Consider the following 13508-nt stretch of genomic DNA (forward strand, 5'->3'; position numbering starts at 1 on the left):
ACTCGCATTCAACAAAAATTAGACTACAAATCACCGATTGAATATCGGAAATCTGCAATCTAATCAATGCTTTTTTGAATGTGTCCCACTAATTGGGGTCAGTTCCAATAGCTATCTTTTTTCATACTTAAGTCCTTTGATTTATAAGAAAAAATAGTTTAGAGTTTTGACATAGCTAAAATAAAATTACTAAAAGGAGAAAATTCGATGTTAACCTTAAGATTAATGAAAGATGATGATATTTCATTAGTAGCAGCTTGGTTGAATAAAGAACACGTGAAAAAATGGTATGAAATTCCCCATCTTAACGTAACAATTGATGATTGGTTATATGAAATCAATCACCGCTATGATGAATTTCAGTGGCTAACTCATCTTATTGTTATGTGGGGAGATACACCGATTGGGCTATGCCAATACTATAACTGTCAAGATAGCGGGGAAGAAGATTTTGGCACACTCCCCTTAGCCGGTTCCTATGGCATTGATTATCTCATAGGTGAAGAAGATTATTTAGGCAAAGGATTGGGGAAAGCTTTAATTTCTCTACTAGTTGATAAAATTTTCTCTTTTCCTGATGCTCAGCGCGTAACAGCTGATATTGACAAAGCCAACCAAGCTTCTGAAAAATCCTTGTTAGCCTGCGGTTTTGTATTGATAGATGGCGAAGATAGTCGCTTTGTTAAAACTAAAAACTCTTTTCAATAATTAACAAAAAAACAAGTAGTTGAAATAACTACTTGTTTTTCTTTGATTAATATATAGTCCTAATCTTCATATATCGCAGCCAGCTCCTGAATTCTTCGCTTCATTTCAGTCCGAACTGTTAACGGCTCCAAACACTCGCATTTATTTCCAAAACCCAACAGAATATTATAGTAGTAATTATTTTCTATAAAAGGAAAATTAACGATATAATGTTCTTCCCCCGCTGGTAAAAAATCTTCATAAGCACAATAATCAAGTAAATCATCCATAATTGATTGTTGAATCCGAATTTTGATTTGCTTTTGCATCGTTGTCAAAATATCAGTAAATTCCAACTGAGGCCTTTGATAATCTCTTGCTTCAAAAGTTGTTGCTTGCATTTCTAAGTTTGACATGCGGGATAGTTTAAACAAACGAAAATCATTTCTTTTAAGGCAATATCCCTGACAATACCAATGGCTATTTTTCAAAACAAGCTGATAAGGTTCAACCGTTCGGGTAGTTTTATCGCCATGTCGATCGGCATAGTCAAAAGAGAGAATTTTTCTTTCCTGCAAAGCTTCTTTAATAATTTTTAAATGTGCTTGGATATTTTTATTTCCCATCCACGAATTTAAATCAATATGGATTTGGCTAGATTTTAATTCAATTTCTTTTGCTCGATCAGCAGGGATAAAACTTTTAATTTTCTCAAGAGCATTAATCTGCTCATCGCAATGAATCATGCTGGATATACTGGAAAGCCCCAGCAAAATAGCAGAAAGATCACCAGTTGAAAAAACTTTTTTATCCAACTTGTAATTGGGCATAATTTCAAAACCACCACCCACTCCAGGTATGGCATGAATCGGAATCCCCGCTCAATCAATAGCATCAATATCTCGATAAATCGTCCGCAGAGAAACTTCAAATCGATTGGCTAACTGTTGCGCGCTAATCCGCTCTTTATCAAGCAAAATCATAATAATGCTAACTAGTCTTTCAACCTTCATTTACTAGTCCCCTTTTAAAATTTCTTTTCATTATATATTGTTGACATAGCGCTGTCAACAATTGGCTGTTATAGTAAAGAAGTAATCAAGTTAAATCAACTTATACAAAATAAATTATAATCAAAAAGGAGAAAAAATTATGTTTACAATTTATATTTATGTTCTTGATACTTTAGCTGACTGGGAATTAGGGCACGTTACTTCAGAGCTGAATTCTGGTCGTTTTTTCAAAAAAGATGCACCACAGTTTGCTATCAAAACAGTTAGTTTCTCTAAAGAACCTATCACAACTATGGGTGGACTGACAATTACGCCAGATTGCTTAGTTGATGAGATGGTTGTCAGTGAAAAAAATATGTTGTTATTACCAGGTGCAAACACTTGGCATGAGCCACAACATACTGCTATTCTAAAAAAAGCCAGCGAACTCCTTGCGGCTAACGGAACAGTTGCTGCAATTTGCGGTGCAACTACTGCACTAGCAAGCTTTGGTTTATTAAATAATCGTCCACATACTAGTAATGGCGCAGGCTTCCTTGAAATGATGGTTCCTGATTATCAGGGTCAAGATTTTTATATTGATGAGCCAGCTGTGGCAGATAACAATTTAATCACTGCCAGCTCTACAGGTGGTTTGTTGTGGGCAAAACTAATTATTGAACATTTAAGTGTTTTCCAAGCAGATACGTTAGATTTTTGGTATCAATATTTCAATACTGGCGCTGCTGAAGTTTTCTTTGCTTTGATGCAAAGCTTGCCAGCTAATAACTAATTAATATAAGAAAAAAATCACTAGATTAAGAAAAACGTTCATTAAATTGAACGTTTTTTATGTTCAAATTGTATCTACTAGCAATCTTCCCTTTCTTTTATTACTAATCCCCTCTAACAAGATAATAACAGCAATATTGACTTTTCAATACGAAGATGCTAATATGCTCTTATTCTCAATTAGTTAAATACTTAACTATTAAACATTTAATCATTTCTGTTTATCTGGCACAATTTACAAATAAGCACTGAATATCTTCAACATATTTTTTAATGCAAAAGGAGGATTTGCTAATGAATCCAGAGCTAAGAAATCAGTTTTTTACCACGATTTCAAAATATAAAAAAATAGAAACCGCCTTTTCTGCTGAATGGGAAATTTCAGTCAATGAACTGGCAATTTTAAAACGCATAACACAAGGTTGTCAACTAAGTAAAAATGGCAATACAAATTTAGACATAGCAGAAATTAGAGAACGTTTGACTATCACAAAACCTGCCGTATCTTACATTTTAAATACCTTAGAAAAAAAGCAATACATCACCCGCGAAATAGATAATAAAGATCGACGAAAAGTCTCCATAACCGCTACAGAAAAAGGCCATAAAATTGTAAAACAATTTTCAAAAAAAATGGAGAATTCCTGGAATTTATTATTAGATAATTTCGGAGAATCAGAAATGGAAAATTTGGTAGGATCTATGGAGCATCTTATTCATATTTGTGAGGAAATTTTATAAAAAAAGAACCCCTTAAATTTCAAAATCAAGCCCCTACTGTTTGTTCAATTCATTACAAAAAAGCAACAAGAAAGAGGTAAAAAAATGATTACATTAAAATCACAAAGAGAAATAGATAAAATGGCTGCATCAGGTGCCTTATTGGCTGCTGTTCATAAACAATTACGAACATTTATTAAACCTGGCATCACCAGTTGGGATATTGAAGTATTTGTTAGAAAATTCATTGAAGATCATGGTGGCATTGCTGCTCAAATTGGTTTTGAAGGTTATGAATATGCAACTTGCTGCAGCATTAATGATGAAATTTGTCATGGCTTTCCGCGAAAAAAAGTATTACATGAAGGCGACTTAATCAAAGTCGATATGTGCATCGATTTGAACGGTGCAATCTCTGATTCTTGCTGGTCTTATGCAGTCGGGAAAGCAACAAAGCAAACAGAACAATTAATGGAGATAACCAAAAAAGCCCTATATTTAGGGATTGAGCAAGCACAAGTTGGCAATCGTGTTGGTGATATCGGTCATGCGATTCAAACTTATGTAGAATCAGCTGGCTATGATCTAGTTAGAGATTTTATCGCTCATGGAATTGGTCCATCAATCCATGAAGAACCCTTTTTTGCTCATTACGGACAAGCTGGTAAAGGAATACGACTAAACCATCACAATCGAACCAATGGTCAATATAGGTTCATGGGAAGCGGAAATGGGAACTGACGGCTGGACCGCTAGAACAAAAGATGGCTCGTTAAGTTGTCAATACGAACATAGCTTAGCAATCACTAAAAACGGTCCAATAATTTTAATTTCACAAGGCGAAGAAGGAACTTATTAACTTTAATAGGCCCCCAGAATTGAACTGATAATTGACCCTTAGGAGAGAAAACTTAATGAAACATGCTGTTGAAGAGTTTATTAGGTTTGGTACTCCACCAGAGGAGTATACTGAATCGAATGATATTCCACAAAGTTGGATATATAAATATGGAGAGTTAATATCAATGATTGAAAAACCTATTACATATACTGAGGCTATGGCAATCATTAGAATGTATCCAAAAGAATATTTATTTGGTTTGGAAATGTCATTGATTCATATAATTGAATCATGTACTGAATTTAATTCCGAAAAGCAGTTAGCCCCAAATGAGGTAACAAAATATTTAGCTTTAATCAATGAATGTAATTCAGATTATTCTAAAGAGTTACTTTTAAAAAGGTTTAACAACTCACTTAACGATAAATATAAATAAAATTATATATTAGCAAGTATTGTATAAAACGGCTCATTGTTAACTGATGTAGGTGAAGCAAAAACAGTTCGTTTCCAATTAACAAGAATTTCTTACTAACTTTAACTTTTGTTTCAAGTGAGTATTCCAAAATTTACAACTCACTACGAAATATATCGAAAGCCTAAAAACCTTTATAAATCAAAGGTTTAAGCATAATTTATGGCGTCCACGAGAGGATTTGAACCTCCGACCCCACGCTTAGGAGGCGTGTGCTCTATCCAGCTGAGCTACGTGGACATTAATTAGCAAATATTCAATTTTACCCTCTTAGGGATATGGTGACATTCCCCTTAGGAGGCGAACCCTCTATCCTACTGAGGTACGAGGACAAAATAGTCTTTATTTAAAATCATTGCAAAAACTGTAATCCTTTTTATTTTATCCTTGGAAATGTCCCTTGTCAATCGCAATCAATCATTGTAAATGGTATAATGGTCTAGAACAAAGTGAAAAGGGCTGTTTTAGCTCTTGTTGCTAAATATCTAGGAGGTTATTCCATGGTTAAAAGATTAATTAGCGCTAGCGCCAGTGAAATCAGAGCAATGTCTGCTAGCGAATTGAAACAATCCATCAAAGCAAGTGAAGGTCGGACGATTGCGGTGGAAAATGTTGTATTGGCACCGCCAATGGCTGGCGATATTACAAATGCTGAAGTAGTTAGTGCTTATGGCGCTGATTTGATTTTATTAAATGCCTTTGATTGCTTTAAACCAATCGTTTTTGGTTTACCTAATCAATCGTTAGAAGAAAATTTTGCTAAATTAGCTGACCCTGAAGCACAAGTTGAAAATCCTATTCCAATTTTGAAAAAACTAACTGGTCGCCCAATCGGGATTAATTTAGAGCCAGTTGCTGAATCAACTGATATGTTTAGCGATAAATTAAATATCAGTAAAGGTCGTCAAAGTTCGCCTGAAACCATTCAAGAAGCAGAAAAATTAGGGGTAGATTTCATCTGTTTCACTGGCAATCCTGGTACTGGCGTAACTAATGCAGCGATTGCTGAGGCGGTTAAAACGGCTAAAAAACATTTCTCTGGTTTAATTATCGCTGGAAAAATGCATAGTGCGGGCTCTAGTGAACCTGTTGTAACTAAAAAAGCCGTAGAAGATTATGCCAAAGCTGGTGCGGATATTTTATTATTACCAGCTGTCGGAACGATTCAAGGCTTTACTGAAAATGATTTAATTGAAGCAGTGCAAATTGCTAAAAAATATGATTTACTAACAATGTCTGCTATCGGCACCAGTCAAGAAAGTGCCCGTCCAGAAACTTTACGACAAATGGCGATTCAAAATAAAATTTGCGGCGTTGATATTCAACATATTGGTGATGCGGGTTATGGCGGCATGGCGCCAACTGAAAATATTTATGAATTATCAGTTGCGATTCGGGGCATGCGTCACACAATCAGTCGTGTTGCTCGTTCAATTAACCGTTAAAACAAAAACGTTCGCTAACTTCTTTTGTTAGAAGTTGCGAACGTTTTTTATTTTAAAAGTAATCTTCAAGGACTGGTTTGCCTTCAGGAATAAACTGGTCGAAATACTCAATTTGTTTTGCCTCACCCGTGATAATTTCGTGAAAATGAAGTTTTTTACCAGAAGCATAGCCCATGAAAAATTGCGTCCACCCTTGAATATTGGCATGTAAAATTTTCCCAGCAATTTCAGCAGTTGGCGTGATGTCTTTTTTAATAGTAGTTTTGCCATCTTTAATAATCAGTTGCCAAATACCGTTATTCCAAGGTCCATAATCATCTTGCAATTCTAAATAGAAAGTAGCCTCTGTTGACTCCGGAATAAATGGATAAGCTTCAATGAAACTTTCAAAATCAACAATTCTGCCCATCATATAAGGTTGTATTTGGATCTCAAGTAACGGTGATGGCATCAAATAACTTAATTGCTCACCAGAGAAACCTTTTTTATAATAGAATTGATGAGTTGCACCACTGTGAGAACCGATGAAGCCAGCTAAAGCAGTATAGCTTTTTTGATTTAGTGCTAACCATTCATGAATAACAAATTGTTCCACCGTGACTTCATAAACTAAATAGCCTTCAACTTTTCCTAATGGATTTTCAACAATTGCAAAACGATAGTCTTTTCCTAAAGAAAATTTATAATCCAACCACCAATCTTCTCTAACTACCCCACCAGGATTTTCCGCTAACCATTGTTCATAAATACTTGTGATAGCTGGTTTAGCCTCTTCCCAATTGCATCGATAAATATGTCGGTCAGTCAATGGCGTTTGTGGCCAGTCGCGACTACTAATCTTGTATTCAATTTGTTCAAAAAGTTGCTCATAGCCATAACGGCGATAAAAAGGATAAGAAAAAGGTGCTAAATAAGATAATGCCGTTTTCTCTGTTTTAAGATCAAAGAGAATTTGTTTCATCAAAGCCGAAATATTCCCTTGCCCGCGATATTCAGGATAAGAAGAAACGCTCCCTATGCCCGACATTTTATAAGTTGTCCCATGAAAATCAATCGTAAACGGTGTAGCGATAATTTGAGCTGTTAGCTGATCATCTTCAAAACAGCCATAATTAGCCGAACAATCCACTAACCAATCAAATCGTTTTTTTCGCATTTCCGTTTTTTCTGAGTTAAAAGCGTAAGCCGCCAACTCAAACATTGCCTGTGAATCGGCTTGCGTCATCTTTCGGATATTATCTTTCATTTAATCCCTTCCTCTCCTTGAAATAGCCTATAAATTACTAAAATGTTTAGGCAAAGAAAAAAGGCGTCATCGCTGATGCCTTTTAATAAGATTCTTCAATCATTGTTAGCATTTTTTTAAAGCGACGCTTTTTGAAAAATCCTAATAATATTCCGGTAAACATATCATTCAATTTTTGGAATGTGCCATTTGAAGTCATTGACTCTTTATAGGTAACCATACAATGATTATCATCAATTGCTTGAATATCATAACGACAAACAAACTCATTTCTAACAGATAATGTACGATATTGATAACTACTATTTGGTACTAACTCGTCAATTATAATTTTAGCAGCTTGATCTTTCGAAAAAACCTTATCATAAGAAAAACCATTTAACTGTTTTTCAGTTAGGCTTTTCCCAGTGACAGTTCGTACATCATGACGAATTGAATCTAAAACTTTTCCATAAAAGAAAGCTGCAGGTACATTAAGATTTTTTTTGATTTCCATTGTCATTATCCTCTACTTTTTTGTTTTCTTTTTCCTTTTTAGCGCCTCTTCGATACACGAAAAAACCAATAGCGATTAAAAATACTGCTGAAAGTAAATTAATCCAATTATATTCACCTGTTGCAGCATTTGCACTATAAACAAATAAAAGAAAACCAATACTCATAATAAACAAGCCGTTTTTTACCATGTTGCTCACCTACCTAGTTTATCAACAGTTTAGGCAACATTAAAGAATAAAATTCTTCCCCAATCTGTTGCTTTAATTGAATCTTTTGCTAAACGAATTGCTTGATCTTTATCACCAGTGATTTCAAAAATCAATTGAATTCCTTTTTTTTCTTTAAATTTATAGCTAATTTCGCCTTCTGTCAATCCTTCTAACAAGGCAATAATATTGTCTCCTTGCATTGCTGAGTTTACTGTAATCATTTTTGTTCCTCCTTAGCTTATATTAACTTTAAAATTTTAACTCTTTATGAACATTAGTATTTTAAAAGAGTGGCTAAAACATTAATTGAAAATAATTATAACCCAGTCAGTTCTCGTTGTAAAATTTGCTTTTACAACGAGAACTATCTTTCTACCTGGATTTAATAATTATCAAACTTAATGTTCCAACCACTAAATACTTTTTTACTCTTCACCAGCAGCTGGATCTAGTTTATTTGCTGCTATAACGAATGGTGCCCAAATTGCTAAAGCAACCGCTAAATTGACAATGGTTAACACGATTGCTCGCCAGTCACCACCAGTTGCTAAGAAACCACTAAGTCCTGCTGGCATTACCCAGATAACACTTACTACAACTGGGTTAACTAAACCTGCCAGTGTGGCAAAGTAAGCAATTGAAGCTGTTACGATTGGTGCAACAATAAATGGTACCATGAAGATTGGGTTTAATACAATTGGCATACCAAACATAACTGGTTCGTTAATGTTAAATAAACCAGGCCCAATGCCTAATTTGGCTACTGTTAAATAATCAGCACGTTTAGAGAAAAGTAAAACCGCTACTAATAACATTAAAGTAACACCGGCACCACCAGGCCATACAAACGCTTCAAAAGAACCTGCAACCCATTTATAAGGGATAGCTTCTTTCATTTGGTAAGCATTCGTATTTTCGGTCATTGCAACACCATAGATAGATTGTAAAACTGCACCCATGATATTTGTTCCGTGTAAACCGAAGAACCATAATACATGAACTAACAATACGATAATGAATACTGCTAAATATCCTTGTGATAAACCAAGTAATGGTTTTTGAATAGATTCTGAAATCCAGTCAATCAAAGGCATACCTGCAACTTTTTGGAAAACATAGTAAATTGTACCAGAAACATATAAGCCAGCGATACCAGGAATAATTGCTGCAAAGGCTTTAGATACAGCAGGTGGCACTGAATCTGGCATTTTGATGATGATATTTTTCTTCATCAATTTCGCAAAAATAATTACTGAGATAAACCCAAAAATAATTGCTGTAAACAAACCTGAGCCGCCCATATATTTACTAAATGGGAAATAGCCCCAAGCATCAGCACTAATTTGGCTAACACCGTCAACTTCTGTTACTTTAGCACCTGCTTCAGTGAATAAACCAATTACTGATTTATCTAAAACTGTACTTAATTTGATGTTCGCTGTTGCTGTTTGAGGAATCCCCATGATAAAAGCAACTAATGAAACTAACGCGCCTGATAAAGGATCCACGTCATAAGCTTTCGCAATGTTATAGCCGAATGAAACTGAGAAAATAACCGCCATAATTGCTAAAGTTCCGCCCCATACTAAACCATTAACTGAAATTAACGGCTGACAGAATTTTGTAATTGCATTGCCTTCCCCGATATATTCTTTCGGGAAATCACGAACAAAAGCGTTTAATAATACTGCTATCGCGCCGGCCATAGTTGCTGGCATCATACCGATAAAAGCATCACGCAAAGCAACTAAATGTTTTTCTGACCCAATTTTTGCTGCGATTGGAAGAACGTGTCTTTCCAACCAAGATGTAAATGCATCCATTTTACTTCCTCCTTAAAAATATTTATATAAAGAAGGTGCTGACAATATATATTTATTAAAATAAGTTCTCTCGCAGCCTTCTGTTATAACTTTTTTATTTCGCTTCCATCTTACGATAAACATCAATGATTTCTTTTGCTAAATCTGTAAAAGCAATTGAAGTCATTAAGTGATCTTGGCTGTGAACTGTTAATAAAGTAACTTCCATATGGTTACCTTGTGCTTCTTGTGTTAACAAGCCAGTTTGTGAATGATGTGCTTCAACTAAAGATGCTTCTGCATCAGCGATTTTTTGATCAGCTAATTCAAAATCACCTGTTTTTGCTGCTGCGATTGCTTCCATTGCATCGCTTTTTGCGTTACCACCATACATAATTAAACCCATGATTGCTTCTAAGTTTTGTTGATCTTCCATTGTTTATTCCTCCTATTTCGTTTTAAAGTATTAATTTTTCTTCGAAAAATTAGTTTGATACTTTTTTTGTAACTCTTTCTTATTTTTCCATTAAAGCTAAAGCTTGATCAAGGACTTTTTCGCCATTCATCATGCCGTAGTCAGCCATGTTAATAACATCCAAAGGAATACCTTTTGGTTGTAATTTTTGTTCAAATTGTGTTTTCATGAAACGTACTTGTGGGCCTAATAATAAAACGTTAACGTCTTTTGCTTCGATATTGTTATCCGCATCTGATGCTGATACTGCGAAAATATCGGCTTCTAAGCCTCGTGCTTCTGCTGCTTTTTGCATTTTAGTTACTAACAAACTAGTACTCATCCCTGCAGAACAAACTAACATAATTGTTTTTGTCATTTTGGTACACTCCTTTTCTTTGCAAAAGTCTTTTATGCTTTTGCGATAAATTAAAAAGTCTTTTACACTTTATATAAAGCAAGAAGCGTGCCAAAAGTAGAATAGACCAAATTCCACTTAAATTGGTGATTTGGTCTATACAATTGTGTGTACACACTATTTTCCACAAATTACACACTATACATTTTGATAGTGTGTAACTTCAAATCAGAAATGGCGATTTTTCGCATTTTCTATTTGATTATCTAAGCGATTTTGTTGCATCATTTCCACTAAAAAGGCAAATTCAGCTTCCGGAATCTTAATTTGATAATTTTTTTCCAATGTCATAAAGTTAGTTCGCAAAATATCCATATCTAAGCGGTTCTGTTTAACAAATTCAGCTAAATTAGGAAAGGCGCGCCCTTCTTCACCAGCTAATAAATTATTAATCAGAAAAGCTGTATGAATAATCATCCCGGCATGTACTTCTGGTTCAATCGTAACGTGAATCTCTGTTTGAACTTGTTGTAATGTATTTTGAATAGCGTGAATAAATTTAGGAATATCAGCGATATTATCCAATTCATGACTTAAACTACGAATAATTTTTTCCGTTGGTACTTCATCAGCCGCTACCCGTTTTAAGATGTTTAGTTTTTCATCATCAAAAATGTCATAGGCAGAAAAGAAAGGAATATTTTGATATTCAATCGCAACAGTGCCGGCAATAGCTTTAATTTCATATTCTTCTAACAACCGATCAATATGCTTTTTGAAAGTTTCTTTTTCTAAAAACTGCATTTGAATTAATTCCACTTGCGATTTATCAATCACTGGTTCGATTCGTTGATATAATCGACTGGCAACCCCTTCACCAGTGAAACAAGTTACAATAATTGCTTTCTTGTTAATTTGTGGCGTATGACTATTATTACGGGAACGATCGCGAATAATCGATTCAAAAGCCATTTGAATATTTTGATAAATATCCTCCAAACTTCTGCCAACACTGGCCATCCGCAACGCTTCTAAAACAATCATCGTACTGGTCATACTAATCGCTTTGGTGCGCACACCTGTTTCTTCATAAATTAAATCCCCGAAAGAATTTAAAGACCCCATATCCGTTAAAAGTAACAAGCCATTACTTAATAACTCTTGATTTTGTTTGACATAAGTTAAGAGTTGACTATACATTGTTTGAACTTTCATTACCAACGGCATATTAAAAGCTTTACCTAATGTCGTCCCCAACAACTCTTGGGCTGTTTCTAACATACTAGAAGCTGTGGAATTACCATGCATTAAAATAATAACGCCAACTGGATTTTCGTGATTCTGTTCCGTTTCCCCTAAATTAATAGAAAGAAACATACTGATAAAGCCAATTTCATCAAAAGGAATTTCGATGTCTTCTTGTTCTTCAATAATTCCGGATAAATCCAGCGCGACTTTAAACTCTTTATTTAAAGTTTTGCGGATATTGTTTAAGCCAGGGTGAATAATCATATGGCCATCTTTAATTCGATCAATGGTACTTTGTAAATGCAGGGCAAAAGCAAAGCGAGATTTTTCATTATATTTTCGCTCTAAACGTTCTTCCGCAATATCATATAATTGATCAGTCAAATTTAAAATATTTTCAGGAATCAATTCTTTGTGAATTTGATTTTTAGTTAACTCTTGAACATAAGTTTGAAAATATTCATCTACATCTCGCGAAATTAGTTCTTCTAAATTAATATTATTTAATTCAACTTCTGATAGCTGCGAAACTTTTTCTTCAATGTCGTTGTAAACTTGCATATTGCGTTCTGGATCGTGAGACCAAACCACTTCGGCAGTTCCTGGCTCAAAAGTTAAATACTGACTTTTACTTTCTAAAAAGCGTTCCATGCGGTCAGGAATTTCTTTAATTTTCAATAAACCTTTTTGAACTTGTAGCGGTAAATCTTCTTTGCGAATCAATAACTCAGATTCTGCATGGGTGCGGTAATGTAAAAAAGATTTGGCACAAACTAATTTCAAATCCCGTTTAACTTGACCGATATTACCTTCTGCTTCATATAGCATAAAAGCTAATACAGCTTCTCGCTCCACTCGAATCCGCTGAATCAAACGATTGGCTTCTTGTTTAATAAATAGCGAAACAATTTCATAACGCTCATCTAACGAACGACTGGCTAAGTTAGGTAGCGTAATCGCCATAGGAATCCGGCGATTAAAGGTTGTTAAAAAGGATTCTGAAGATTCCGTAGTGGCGCCAATAATTTGCACAGAAGCTTCATAAGTTTCTTTACTTTCCCCTAACGGGCGATAAATCCCTTTATCAATAAAAGTAAAGAGCATTTCTTGTCCTTCTGGCGGCAAGCGATGAATTTCATCTAAAAATAAAATTCCCCCATCAGCATTAGCAATCAACCCCGGACTATCTTCTGTTGCTCCGGTATAAGCGCCTTTACGAACCCCGAAAATATGACCAAACAGTAATTGGGGATTTTGGGCATAGTCTGCACAATTAAAAGAAATGAATGGTGCATCTTTTGGTAAAGTCTGTGATTCCACCGCAAAAGAGTACATACACTCTGCAAACATTGATTTCCCAGTACCAGTTTCCCCAAAAATAATCGTATGTAAGCCCCGTGGTGGATATAAAATCGCCGCTTTGGCTTGTTGGATGCTGACTTTTAATGAATCTTTTTCACCAACCAAATTATTGAAAGAAACTTCGCTGGAATCATCTACATGGACTTCTTCTTCCTCTTCCAACAAAGCGCGATATTTCACTGGTCGCCCATCAGATTTTGAAATTTTATTTTCTTTGAAAAGTTCGCTTAAATAACGACTGGCATTGCTGCGATCAATTTGCAACAAGGTCGCTAGTTCAGCTGCCGTCATTTCCTGCTGATTGCTTTCTAAAGTATGCAAGATTTCTTCTTTTCTTGAGAGCATAAAAATTTCTTCCTCCGTTTCTAAATAACAGACC

Annotated in this window: 15 protein-coding genes, 1 tRNA gene and 1 pseudogene; 6 read left to right on the forward strand and 11 right to left on the reverse strand. The window is 35.0% G+C overall.

What is annotated here, in order from left to right; all coding sequences use genetic code 11:
• The first annotated feature begins 207 nt into the window (after positions 1-207).
• A complete protein-coding gene (locus M2139_RS06870; protein ID WP_280738157.1) occupies positions 208-708 on the forward strand; it encodes a GNAT family N-acetyltransferase in 501 nt (166 codons plus the stop codon).
• A 59-nt stretch (positions 709-767) separates the two neighbouring features.
• Here the strand turns inward: M2139_RS06870 and M2139_RS06875 are convergent, their stop codons facing one another.
• Together M2139_RS06875 and M2139_RS14280 are read right to left on the reverse strand one after the other, a co-directional pair.
• A complete protein-coding gene (locus tag M2139_RS06875) occupies positions 768-1517 on the reverse strand; it encodes a YafY family protein (RefSeq protein ID WP_348522600.1) in 750 nt (249 codons plus the stop codon).
• Positions 1518-1568: 51 nt separating this feature from the next.
• The gene (locus M2139_RS14280; RefSeq protein ID WP_348522601.1) at positions 1569-1700 is read right to left on the reverse strand and encodes an HTH domain-containing protein; all 132 of its coding nucleotides are present in this window, start codon (positions 1698-1700) and stop codon (positions 1569-1571) included.
• Between the two features lie 139 nt (positions 1701-1839).
• Between M2139_RS14280 and M2139_RS06880 the strand changes: the two genes are divergently transcribed.
• The 4 genes and pseudogenes from M2139_RS06880 (at position 1840) to M2139_RS06895 (ending at position 4468) form a co-directional block, all read left to right on the forward strand.
• Positions 1840-2472, forward strand: coding sequence for a type 1 glutamine amidotransferase family protein (locus M2139_RS06880; RefSeq protein ID WP_280738156.1), 633 nt, complete (start codon positions 1840-1842; stop codon positions 2470-2472).
• Between the two features lie 293 nt (positions 2473-2765).
• Positions 2766-3212: a MarR family transcriptional regulator gene (locus M2139_RS06885; protein WP_280738155.1), complete on the forward strand. Its 447-nt coding sequence runs from the start codon at positions 2766-2768 to the stop codon at positions 3210-3212.
• Positions 3213-3296: 84 nt separating this feature from the next.
• A pseudogene (gene map, locus M2139_RS06890) lies at positions 3297-4050 on the forward strand (type I methionyl aminopeptidase).
• Between the two features lie 55 nt (positions 4051-4105).
• Positions 4106-4468: a hypothetical protein gene (locus M2139_RS06895; RefSeq protein ID WP_280738154.1), complete on the forward strand. Its 363-nt coding sequence runs from the start codon at positions 4106-4108 to the stop codon at positions 4466-4468.
• Positions 4469-4670: 202 nt separating this feature from the next.
• Here the strand turns inward: M2139_RS06895 and M2139_RS06900 are convergent.
• Positions 4671-4747, reverse strand: a tRNA-Arg gene (locus M2139_RS06900).
• Positions 4748-5007: 260 nt separating this feature from the next.
• Between M2139_RS06900 and M2139_RS06905 the strand changes: the two genes are divergently transcribed.
• Complete coding sequence (locus M2139_RS06905) at positions 5008-5952, forward strand: haloacid dehalogenase-like hydrolase (protein WP_280738153.1); 945 nt, start codon at positions 5008-5010, stop codon at positions 5950-5952.
• Between the two features lie 52 nt (positions 5953-6004).
• Here M2139_RS06905 and M2139_RS06910 read toward each other — a convergent pair whose 3' ends face one another.
• The 8 genes from M2139_RS06910 to M2139_RS06945 all read right to left on the reverse strand — a co-directional run bounded on the left by M2139_RS06910 (position 6005) and on the right by M2139_RS06945 (position 13474).
• Positions 6005-7198, reverse strand: a complete 1194-nt coding sequence (locus tag M2139_RS06910) for a GNAT family N-acetyltransferase (RefSeq protein ID WP_280738152.1) — start codon at positions 7196-7198, stop codon at positions 6005-6007.
• An 82-nt stretch (positions 7199-7280) separates the two neighbouring features.
• A complete protein-coding gene (locus tag M2139_RS06915) occupies positions 7281-7694 on the reverse strand; it encodes a DUF3284 domain-containing protein (protein WP_280738151.1) in 414 nt (137 codons plus the stop codon).
• A complete protein-coding gene (locus M2139_RS06920) occupies positions 7672-7884 on the reverse strand; it encodes a hypothetical protein (protein ID WP_280738150.1) in 213 nt (70 codons plus the stop codon). The genes M2139_RS06915 and M2139_RS06920 overlap by 23 nt, the downstream gene beginning before the upstream one ends.
• A gap of 29 nt (positions 7885-7913) precedes the next feature.
• Positions 7914-8126 carry a hypothetical protein gene (locus tag M2139_RS06925; protein ID WP_280738149.1) on the reverse strand — a complete coding sequence of 71 codons (213 nt, stop codon included), beginning with the start codon at positions 8124-8126 and terminating at the stop codon, positions 7914-7916.
• Between the two features lie 204 nt (positions 8127-8330).
• The gene (locus M2139_RS06930) at positions 8331-9728 is read right to left on the reverse strand and encodes a PTS sugar transporter subunit IIC (RefSeq protein WP_280738148.1); all 1398 of its coding nucleotides are present in this window, start codon (positions 9726-9728) and stop codon (positions 8331-8333) included.
• 94 nt (positions 9729-9822) lie between these two features.
• Positions 9823-10143: a PTS lactose/cellobiose transporter subunit IIA gene (locus M2139_RS06935; RefSeq protein ID WP_280738147.1), complete on the reverse strand. Its 321-nt coding sequence runs from the start codon at positions 10141-10143 to the stop codon at positions 9823-9825.
• A gap of 79 nt (positions 10144-10222) precedes the next feature.
• Positions 10223-10540 carry a PTS sugar transporter subunit IIB gene (locus M2139_RS06940; protein ID WP_280738146.1) on the reverse strand — a complete coding sequence of 106 codons (318 nt, stop codon included), beginning with the start codon at positions 10538-10540 and terminating at the stop codon, positions 10223-10225.
• 207 nt (positions 10541-10747) lie between these two features.
• Positions 10748-13474 carry a sigma-54-dependent transcriptional regulator gene (locus M2139_RS06945; RefSeq protein ID WP_280738145.1) on the reverse strand — a complete coding sequence of 909 codons (2727 nt, stop codon included), beginning with the start codon at positions 13472-13474 and terminating at the stop codon, positions 10748-10750.
• Between the last annotated feature and the right edge of the window lie 34 nt (positions 13475-13508).

This window comes from Enterococcus sp. PF1-24 (assembly GCF_029893325.1).
GTDB lineage: Bacteria > Bacillota > Bacilli > Lactobacillales > Enterococcaceae > HY326.

Bases quoted from the DNA above. Each gene is read 5' to 3' on its own strand.
- M2139_RS06905 (WP_280738153.1), top strand. From the start codon at position 5,008: ATGGTTAAAAGATTAATTAGCGCTAGCGCCAGTGAAATCAGAGCAATG.
- M2139_RS06885 (WP_280738155.1), top strand. From the start codon at position 2,766: ATGAATCCAGAGCTAAGAAATCAGTTTTTTACCACGATTTCAAAATAT.
- M2139_RS06875 (WP_348522600.1), bottom strand. From the start codon at position 1,517: ATGCCCAATTACAAGTTGGATAAAAAAGTTTTTTCAACTGGTGATCTT.
- M2139_RS06940 (WP_280738146.1), bottom strand. From the start codon at position 10,540: ATGACAAAAACAATTATGTTAGTTTGTTCTGCAGGGATGAGTACTAGT.
- M2139_RS06945 (WP_280738145.1), bottom strand. From the start codon at position 13,474: ATGCTCTCAAGAAAAGAAGAAATCTTGCATACTTTAGAAAGCAATCAG.
- M2139_RS06920 (WP_280738150.1), bottom strand. From the start codon at position 7,884: ATGGTAAAAAACGGCTTGTTTATTATGAGTATTGGTTTTCTTTTATTT.
- M2139_RS06915 (WP_280738151.1), bottom strand. From the start codon at position 7,694: ATGGAAATCAAAAAAAATCTTAATGTACCTGCAGCTTTCTTTTATGGA.
- M2139_RS06930 (WP_280738148.1), bottom strand. From the start codon at position 9,728: ATGGATGCATTTACATCTTGGTTGGAAAGACACGTTCTTCCAATCGCA.
- M2139_RS06925 (WP_280738149.1), bottom strand. From the start codon at position 8,126: ATGATTACAGTAAACTCAGCAATGCAAGGAGACAATATTATTGCCTTG.
- M2139_RS06880 (WP_280738156.1), top strand. From the start codon at position 1,840: ATGTTTACAATTTATATTTATGTTCTTGATACTTTAGCTGACTGGGAA.
- M2139_RS14280 (WP_348522601.1), bottom strand. From the start codon at position 1,700: ATGAAGGTTGAAAGACTAGTTAGCATTATTATGATTTTGCTTGATAAA.
- M2139_RS06895 (WP_280738154.1), top strand. From the start codon at position 4,106: ATGAAACATGCTGTTGAAGAGTTTATTAGGTTTGGTACTCCACCAGAG.
- M2139_RS06935 (WP_280738147.1), bottom strand. From the start codon at position 10,143: ATGGAAGATCAACAAAACTTAGAAGCAATCATGGGTTTAATTATGTAT.
- M2139_RS06870 (WP_280738157.1), top strand. From the start codon at position 208: ATGTTAACCTTAAGATTAATGAAAGATGATGATATTTCATTAGTAGCA.
- M2139_RS06910 (WP_280738152.1), bottom strand. From the start codon at position 7,198: ATGAAAGATAATATCCGAAAGATGACGCAAGCCGATTCACAGGCAATG.